Below are 8664 nucleotides of genomic sequence, written 5' to 3'. Positions count from 1 at the left end.
TTACTGATAATTTAACCTACGTTGTAGGGAATCACTCCTTTACATTTGGTGGTTCATTTGAAAAATTTGCATTTAAAAATTCATTTAACTTAACGGGTTATGAAAATTTTGGTAATCCAAATGGATATGCAGGTTTGTTCTTTTCTCCATACTTTACTGTTGCTGATTTCTTAGCAGATGCTGCCAAACCATACGCATCTAGTATCGTGGCTCAAAACATGCAATATGCAATAGATACATACAACAATAAAAGTAAAATTGCAGCCGGAGAGATTGGTGGCTGGAAATTATCGGAATTGAATGTTGGACAGCTTGCTTTTTATGCTCAAGATGATTGGGATTTAAATGATGATTTTAAATTGTCTTTGGGTTTAAGAGCTGATAAGCCTTTGTATTTTAACACAGCAGATTTAATCCAAAAATACATGGATGTTAATGCTGCGGGTGGAGCAGTCCGAGACGAAACTATTGATTACTATGATCCAGCAACTGGCCAAGCGGTTAAGTTAATTTCTACAGATTTGCCATCGGATAAAATTCTTTGGTCTCCAAGACTAGGTTTTAATTGGAACATAAACGGAGATAATATTTCTCAGCTTCGTGGAGGAACTGGTGTTTTTACTGGTAGAATTCCTTTTGTATGGTTAGGAAATCAAGTAAGTGGTGCGGATGATTCATTCCTTGAGATTATGGATCCTGATTATAAATGGCCACAAGTATGGAGAACTAGTTTAGGATATGATCATAAGTTTAAAAATAATTACATCTTGACGGTTGATATGTCTTATAACAAGGATATAAATGCAGTACATGTCCAAAACTGGGGATTGAAAACTCCTTCAGGAACCCTTGGAGGAGCTGATGACAGAGCGATTTATTTGGCAAGTGATAAAGGAGCTAATAATGCATATGTAATGACTAACTCCGATAAAGGTTACGCATTCAACTCTTCTATAAAAGTGCAAAAAACTTTTGATAATGGGTTATATGCTAGCGTTGCCTATAATTATATGATTTCGAAAGATGTGAACTCTATCGAAGCAGAAATTACAGGGGATGCTTTTGCTTTTAATCCTGCACTGGGAGATGTAAATAAAGATGTGCTTGCTAATTCTAAATATGGTGATAACAATCGTTTTGTTGGAGTTGGTTCTAAAAAATGGAAATATGGAAAAGACAAATGGGCTACTACGGTTTCAACTGTTTTTGAATATGCTCAAGGAGGACGATTCACTTATACTTATGGTGGAGATATCAATAATGACGGTTCGGGAGCCAATGATTTGATCTATGTTCCAACAACTGCTGAAATCCAAACTATGAATTTTTCAGGTGCTGGTCAGGCTGCTGCGTTTGATAAGTTTATTAGTCAAGATAAGTATTTGAGTGATAGAAGAGGTCAATATGCGGAACGTTATGGTGCTTTATCTCCTTGGAGAGGGAAATGGGATATGAAGATATTACAAGATTTTAATTTCAAAGTTTCATCTGCTTCACAAAAAATAAACACAATTCAATTTAGTATTGATATTTTAAATTTCAGTAATTTATTGAATTCTGATTGGGGATTGGTTCAAACTCCGGTAAGTATTCAGCCAATAGGGGTTTCGGTTGCAGGTAATACTCCAACTTATACTTTTAATGGAACTCAAACCAAAACGTTTGCATACGATGCCAGTCTTGCTTCTAGATGGCAAATGCAATTCGGAATAAGATATATTTTCTAAAGAACTTACAATTATGTTAATTAGCCTTCTTGAAAAAGAAGGCTTTTTTTTGGCCTAAAAAAGTATAAATTTGCATTTGAAAAAAGTTACTGAAAAAGAAGAAAATTTTAATAGGAATACATGAAATACACCAGACTTACAAAAGAGCAATTTGAAGAATTAACACAAGAATTTACTAATTTTTTGGCTACTCAGGCAATTGATAAAGCGGAATGGGATCAAATCAAAGCCGAAAAGCCCGAAGTTGCAGAACAAGAACTAGATGTTTTTTCAGATTTGATTTGGGAAGGCGTGCTTACGAAAGCTACTTATTTAGAATTTTTCTCCAAAAATCATATTTTTCTTTTTCATTGTTTTGATGGATATATAAAATCGATTGTTTTAAAATCATTGGTTCCGGAAATTGATTTTTTATCCAAAGAAGGTTTAGAATGGCTTAGTGATAATATGTTTACAGAAACAATTGAAATGAAAACAGGAAAAAAAGAATTTACCGAAGAGCGTAATCTTTCTATTTTTCAATTGATACAACAAGGCTCCTTTTTGAGTGATGGTCAATTATACAATCAAATTAATTCTATTATCGAGGGATAAATTTGATTTTTACAGTTTAAATTGGTTATTTTAGTAGATTATTTAATACACTAAAATAGCCAATTTTTTGTTTTATGGATATACTGCAAACCATTCAAACACTTAGGGAAGAACTCAATCTTCACAATCATAATTATTACGTGTTGGATAAACCAACATTGTCTGATTATGAGTTTGATATGAAATTAAAAGAACTTCAGGATTTAGAAAATAAACATCCTGAATTTTTTGATGCCAATTCTCCAACGCAGAGAGTTGGAGGAACGGTGACTAAAAATTTTGAAACGATTCCTCATGAATATCGCATGTATTCTTTAGATAATTCCTATTCCAAAGAAGATTTGATTGATTGGGAAAATCGAATTCAGAAAGTTTTAGGTGATGTGCCATTAGAATATACCTGTGAATTAAAATATGACGGGGCATCCATAAGTATTACCTATGAAAATGGAAAATTAAAACGGGCTGTTACTCGTGGAGATGGTTTTCAAGGAGATGATGTGACCAATAATATAAAGACAATAAAGTCTATTCCTTTGCAGTTGAAAGGAAATTATCCAGAACAGTTTGCTATTCGTGGTGAAATTATTTTGCCTTTTGCCGGATTCGAAAAAATGAATCAGGAATTAATTGAAATAGGGGAGACTCCTTATTCTAATCCTAGAAATACAGCTTCTGGAAGTTTAAAATTACAAGATAGTACTGAAGTTGCCAAGCGACCTTTGGATTGTTTACTCTATTTTTTAACAGGACCTAATTTACCGTTTAATTCACAATTTGAAGGGCTTGAAGCTGCAAGAAATTGGGGATTCAAGGCTCCTGCGGAAGCCAAATTGGCTAAGAACCTTGAAGAAGTTTTTAAGTTTATTGAGTATTGGGATGTTCATCGTCATGAGTTGCCATACGAAACCGATGGCGTTGTCATAAAAGTAAATGATTTTCGTCATCAAGAGGAATTAGGTTATACTGCGAAATCACCAAGGTGGGCTATTGCCTATAAATTCAAGTCGGAGCAAGTGGCTACACGATTGAATTCTATTTCATATCAAGTAGGTAGAACGGGAGCAATTACGCCAGTTGCCAATCTTGAGCCGGTACAATTGGCAGGAACTATTGTCAAAAGAGCTTCTTTGCATAATGCAGACCAAATTGAAAAGTTGGATATTCGAATTCATGATACAGTTTTTGTTGAAAAAGGAGGGGAGATCATTCCTAAAATCATAGCAGTTGATTTAAGTAAACGCCCCGATAATTCAGAGCCTACAAAATATATAACCCATTGCCCTGAGTGTAGTGCTGAATTAATAAGGGGTGAGGGAGAAGCCAATCATTATTGCCCGAATTTTTATGGTTGTCCACCACAAATTATTGGAAGAATCCAGCATTATATTTCGAGAAAAGCAATGGATATTGAGGGGTTAGGAGGAGAAACGGTTGCGTTACTTTTTAATAACGGATTGGTTCATAATTATGCCGATTTGTATGAATTGACAGTGGAGCAAATTCTACCTTTAGAAAGAATGGCTCAAAAATCGGCGGAGAATTTAGTTAAGGGTGTTGAAAATTCAAAAAGTATCCCATTCGAAAGTGTTTTGTTTGCTTTAGGAATTCGATTTGTGGGAGAAACAGTTGCTAAAAAGTTGGCCAAGCATTATAAAAATATTGATGCGTTGCAACAGGCCACTCTAATGGATTTAATTCTGGTGGATGAAATTGGAGAAAGAATCGCTCAAAGTGTAATTGACTTTTTTGAAAATAATGAAAATAAATCCATTATTGAAAGATTAAAAAGTTACGGAGTGCAATTTGAAATTGTTGAAAAAGTAAATCCAAATGCAACGGAGAAATTCTTAGGAAAGATATTTGTTGTTTCTGGTGTTTTTTCTACATTTTCTAGAGATGAATTAAAAAAAGCGATAGAAGATAACGGGGGAAAAGTAGGGAGTTCTATATCGGCTAAGACTGATTTTGTAGTTGCTGGAGATAATATGGGACCCGCCAAACTTGAGAAAGCTAATAAACTCAACGTGGCAATAATTTCTGAGGATCAATTTATAACAATGTTGAATGAAAGCTAGTACTCCGTCACTTATATTGTTTTTTATTACTTCTGTTTTGGCACTTATATTCAAATTAATTGGATATAATGATTTAGTACTTTGTACCAAGTCGATTATAATTCCCTCTTTGTTTATCTATTATTTGGTGTCGAATAATTACAAGATTAGCTTCTTTAAAGGAGTGATTTTCTTGTTACTTTTCGTGAGGGATATTTTTACCACACTAAATATTAGTGAATCTGCAATGGGGTCTTTTTTATGTGTGTTGGCGGTTTATGTTTTGCTTTTATATTTAAGTCAAAAAGATTTTAAGCGTCTAATATTTAGTTATAGAGATAGTATGTCAATTTTTATTTTAATTCTTGGGATTGGTACTATTTGTTATTCTGTTTTAAATTTAAAGCTGGAAAACTTAGAGTTAGATTTTTCATTGTATGTTACTTTTGGCATAATTTTGAGTGTTTTGGGTATAGTTTCTATAATAAACTATATCAAAAACGGCAGTTATGCTTTTTTTAGTGCCATGTTAATGTGTATTTGTTTTATAATTACTGACATCTTTTTTGTCCTGTATAAGTTTTATTTTTATAATTATGTTTTTACTTTAATTAGTATTATTACTCAATTTTCTTCTTATTTCTTTATGGTTACTTATTTTTTAGAGAAAGAGAAAGAAAATGAAATTGAAGATTTAATCGAAAATTAATTTTCCTTGAGGTGTTTTTGATTATTCTTTATTGACTTTATTATTTTTTTAATTTCAATATTTTTACCTTTTTTTATTATTAATTATCAGGTGTTTATGTTTGTTTTTTTGTAGCTATGTTGCTTTTATTGTTTAAAGAAATAATAAAAATAAATGTTAAGAATATAACAAAAAGTTTTAAAAGGCCGTTATAGTTTTTTAGATTTACCAACTCAAATGTGACTTAAATAATTAAATTTGTAATCTTTTAAAAGTGTATGTTTTTAAATTATATAAAGAGCTTTGTCTTAAATAAAACTGTAAAAAAGAGACTGCGTAATGTGAAAGGCGAGTCATTAAATTCACCTATTGTTAGGGTTGGTTTGATTGTTGATGAAAGTAATTCTTTAGAAACAGCTGCTTTGAAACAGGAAATTATTTCCAATGGAATTTTAGAAAACAATATTAAAGTTATTGTTTTTCGAGATGTTTTAAAGAACAAAGAAGTTTATTTAGAGTCAACATTTGGATTAAAGGATTTGAATTTCAAAGGAGGATTTAAGCAAGAGTCAATAAATGAGTTTATTTCAGAAGAATTTGATTTATTGATTAATTATTATAATGAAGAAAAGCCTTTTTTATTGCTTTTAACGAATAGTTCCAAGGCAAAATTTAAAGTTGGTTTTTCAAATATTGATAAAAGATTAAATCATTTTTTGATAAACATTAATCCTGAGAATTACAAGGGTTTTACAAGTGAGTTATTTAGATACTTAAAAATATTAAACAAAATATAATTTAAATTATGCAATCATTAATAGGAACAGGTGTTGCCCTAATTACACCGTTTAAAGACGATTTTACAATTGATATTGATGCTTTGAGAAGAGTTGTGAATTTTTCTATAGACGGCGGAATCGAATATCTTGTTGTCTTAGGTACAACTGCCGAAAATGCTACCTTGTCAGAAGAAGAAAAAGAGCTGGTAATTGCAACAGTAATTGAAGTGAATGCAGGTAGATTGCCATTAGTTCTTGGTGTGGGAGGTAATAATACTTTGAATGTTGTTGAAGAATTACGCACAAGAGACTTATCAGCGTTTGTTGCTATTTTATCTGTTTCTCCTTATTACAATAAGCCTAGTCAAGAAGGAATATATCAACATTTTAAAGCGGTTTCTGAAGCGTCGCCTATTCCTGTGATTTTATATAATGTTCCGGGAAGAACATCTAGTAATATGTTGCCATCAACGGTTCTTAGATTGGCAAATGATTTTGAAAATATTGTAGCAATAAAAGAAGCAGCTGGAGATTTGGTTCAAGCAATGCAGTTAATAAAAAATAAACCTAAAGATTTCTTAGTTATATCGGGTGATGATATGATAGCTTTACCAGTTGTTTTGGCTGGAGGAGCGGGAGTAATTTCTGTAATTGGACAAGGTTTTCCAAAAGAGTTTTCAGAAATGATTCGATTGGGATTGAATAGAAAGGTAGATGATGCTTATAAATTACATTATTTATTAGCTGATTGCATCGATATGATTTTTGAGCAAGGTAATCCAGCGGGCATCAAAGAAGTGTTCCGTATTCTTGGAATTACAGAGAATGTTGTTCGTTTGCCATTGGTTTCTGTGGATGAATTTTTGGTAAATCGATTGGATTCTTTTGTAAAGAAAATGGTCAAAAATACTTAAAGAGCTGCAGTTTTTTTTAAATAAAGAAATATTTTGTAATAGCTAAATTAATAACTAAATTTGCCACCTAACTTTGGTGGCTTTTATAGCATATACTATTATGCTATAAAAATAAAATCAGTGAATAAAATGAAAAAAATAATATCTGCATTACTTGTTGTTCTCTTTTTGTACTCTTGTAGTGATTATCAGGCAGCTTTGAAGAATGAAGATGTCGCAGCAAAGTTTGATGTGGCTACTAAAATGTATGAAGCTGGAAAATATTCAAAAGCAATTCGTCTTTTTGAGCAGTTGGCGCCTGCATATAGAGGGAAACCTCAAGGGGAGAAATTGTTTTACATGTATGCTCAATCATGTTACAAAACCAAACAATATTATTTGGCAGGGTATCAATTTGATAGTTTTGTTTCGGGTTATCCTAAAAGTGAAAAATCAGAAGAGTGTGCTTATTTAGGGGCTCAAAGTTATTCAATGTTGTCTCCGGTTTATAGTATCGATCAAACGGATACTTTTAAAGCTATAGAAAAGATTCAAGGTTTTATAGATCGTTATCCAAATTCTCAATATATAACGGAAGCCAATGCGACTTCTAGAAAATTAAATGATAAGATTGAACGTAAAGTTTACGAAAATGCATTAGAATACAATAGAATTTCAAACTATAAATCAGCTATTATCGCTTTTGATAACTTTGTTGCAGATTATCCGGGAACTCCGTATAAAGAAAAAGCATTGTATTATAAATTGGATTCCGCTTATTCATTGGCAATAAACAGTATTCCTTCAAAAATGGAAGAACGATTAAATACAGCCAAAGCAAGTTATAATAATTTGGTTAAATTCAAACCAAATACAGAATACAAAAAGAAAGCTGACGAAATGTTAGCTCAAATTGATGTTGAATTGCAAAAATATAATAAATAAATAAAGTCATGGATTTAAAAAAGACAAATGCTCCAGTAAATACAATAACTTACAATAAAACAGTTATTGAGGCACCAACTGGAAATGTGTATGAGGCGATAACAATTATGGCTAAAAGAGCAAATCAAATTAATTCTGAAATTAAAAAAGAATTAACTGAGAAATTAGAGGAATTTGCTACTTATAATGATAGTTTAGAAGAAGTTTTTGAAAATAAAGAGCAAATCGAAGTTTCAAAATTCTACGAAAAACTTCCAAAACCACACGCTTTAGCGGTTCAAGAATGGTTAGATGGTAAAATTTACCATAGAGAAGCAAATAAATAATCAATCTAATGTCAGTTTTAAGCGGAAAAAAGATTTTGCTGGGAATTTCTGGCGGAATTGCTGCATATAAAACGGCTTCATTAGTTAGACTCTTCATAAAAGCAGGTGCACATGTCCAAGTGATAATGACACCTGCTTCTAAGGATTTTATAACTCCACTTACTTTATCTACTCTTTCCAAGAATCCCGTTTTTTCAGAATTTTACAATAAAGACGAAAAAAATGAGGAATGGAATAGTCATGTAGAATTGGGTCTTTGGGCTGATTTAATGGTTGTTGCGCCTGCAACCGCCAATACTTTATCTAAAATGGCAAATGGGTTATGTGATAATCTTTTAATTGCCTGTTACTTATCTGCTAAATGTCCTGTTTATTTTGCGCCAGCAATGGATTTGGATATGTATATCCATCCTTCTACTCTTGAGAGTTTTAAAACTTTAAAAGAATTTGGAAATACAATGATTCCTGCCGAAAATGGAGAATTAGCCAGTGGTTTATCTGGTGAAGGACGAATGGCAGAACCTGAAAATATAATTGCTTTTTTAGAAGCTGATCTCGAAAGTAAATTACCTTTAAAAGGAAAAAAAATACTAATTACCGCTGGACCTACCTATGAAGCAATTGATCCAGTTCGTTTTATTGGAAATCATTCTTC

The 8664-nt window shown here is 32.0% G+C and carries 8 protein-coding genes and 1 pseudogene; all 9 read left to right on the top strand.

Going from position 1 to position 8664, the window contains the following annotated elements:
- Positions 1-1727 (top strand): annotated as a pseudogene (locus tag VFS71_RS19775) (TonB-dependent receptor); the annotation flags it as partial.
- A 120-nt stretch (positions 1728-1847) separates the two neighbouring features.
- Complete coding sequence (locus VFS71_RS19770; RefSeq protein ID WP_326403410.1) at positions 1848-2321, top strand: DUF6495 family protein; 474 nt, start codon at positions 1848-1850, stop codon at positions 2319-2321.
- Positions 2322-2395: 74 nt separating this feature from the next.
- Positions 2396-4399: an NAD-dependent DNA ligase LigA gene (gene ligA, locus VFS71_RS19765; protein WP_326403409.1), complete on the top strand. Its 2004-nt coding sequence runs from the start codon at positions 2396-2398 to the stop codon at positions 4397-4399.
- Positions 4400-4583: 184 nt separating this feature from the next.
- Positions 4584-5087: a hypothetical protein gene (locus tag VFS71_RS19760; RefSeq protein WP_326403408.1), complete on the top strand. Its 504-nt coding sequence runs from the start codon at positions 4584-4586 to the stop codon at positions 5085-5087.
- 257 nt (positions 5088-5344) lie between these two features.
- Positions 5345-5863 carry a DUF6913 domain-containing protein gene (locus VFS71_RS19755; protein ID WP_326403406.1) on the top strand — a complete coding sequence of 173 codons (519 nt, stop codon included), beginning with the start codon at positions 5345-5347 and terminating at the stop codon, positions 5861-5863.
- Positions 5864-5871: 8 nt separating this feature from the next.
- Complete coding sequence (dapA, locus tag VFS71_RS19750; RefSeq protein WP_326403404.1) at positions 5872-6759, top strand: 4-hydroxy-tetrahydrodipicolinate synthase; 888 nt, start codon at positions 5872-5874, stop codon at positions 6757-6759.
- A gap of 129 nt (positions 6760-6888) precedes the next feature.
- Positions 6889-7683 (top strand): outer membrane protein assembly factor BamD, encoded by a 795-nt coding sequence (locus VFS71_RS19745; protein WP_326403402.1) that lies wholly within the window; start codon positions 6889-6891, stop codon positions 7681-7683.
- Positions 7684-7691: 8 nt separating this feature from the next.
- Positions 7692-8009: a DNA-directed RNA polymerase subunit omega gene (locus VFS71_RS19740; RefSeq protein WP_111408714.1), complete on the top strand. Its 318-nt coding sequence runs from the start codon at positions 7692-7694 to the stop codon at positions 8007-8009.
- A gap of 8 nt (positions 8010-8017) precedes the next feature.
- Positions 8018-8664, top strand: a 647-nt coding sequence (gene coaBC / locus VFS71_RS19735; protein WP_326403401.1) for a bifunctional phosphopantothenoylcysteine decarboxylase/phosphopantothenate--cysteine ligase CoaBC, incomplete at its 3' end; no start/stop codon positions are given.

The sequence above is a fragment of the Flavobacterium sp. genome, assembly GCF_035760125.1.
GTDB lineage: Bacteria > Bacteroidota > Bacteroidia > Flavobacteriales > Flavobacteriaceae > Flavobacterium.
Note: the sequence above shows the minus strand (reverse complement) of the source record. Positions and strands in the feature narration are given on the sequence as shown.

Excerpts from the sequence above, each read along its gene's own strand:
- VFS71_RS19770 (WP_326403410.1), top strand. The coding sequence starts at position 1,848 with ATGAAATACACCAGACTTACAAAAGAGCAATTTGAAGAATTAACACAA.
- ligA (WP_326403409.1), top strand. The coding sequence starts at position 2,396 with ATGGATATACTGCAAACCATTCAAACACTTAGGGAAGAACTCAATCTT.
- VFS71_RS19755 (WP_326403406.1), top strand. The coding sequence starts at position 5,345 with ATGTTTTTAAATTATATAAAGAGCTTTGTCTTAAATAAAACTGTAAAA.
- dapA (WP_326403404.1), top strand. The coding sequence starts at position 5,872 with ATGCAATCATTAATAGGAACAGGTGTTGCCCTAATTACACCGTTTAAA.
- VFS71_RS19745 (WP_326403402.1), top strand. The coding sequence starts at position 6,889 with ATGAAAAAAATAATATCTGCATTACTTGTTGTTCTCTTTTTGTACTCT.
- VFS71_RS19740 (WP_111408714.1), top strand. The coding sequence starts at position 7,692 with ATGGATTTAAAAAAGACAAATGCTCCAGTAAATACAATAACTTACAAT.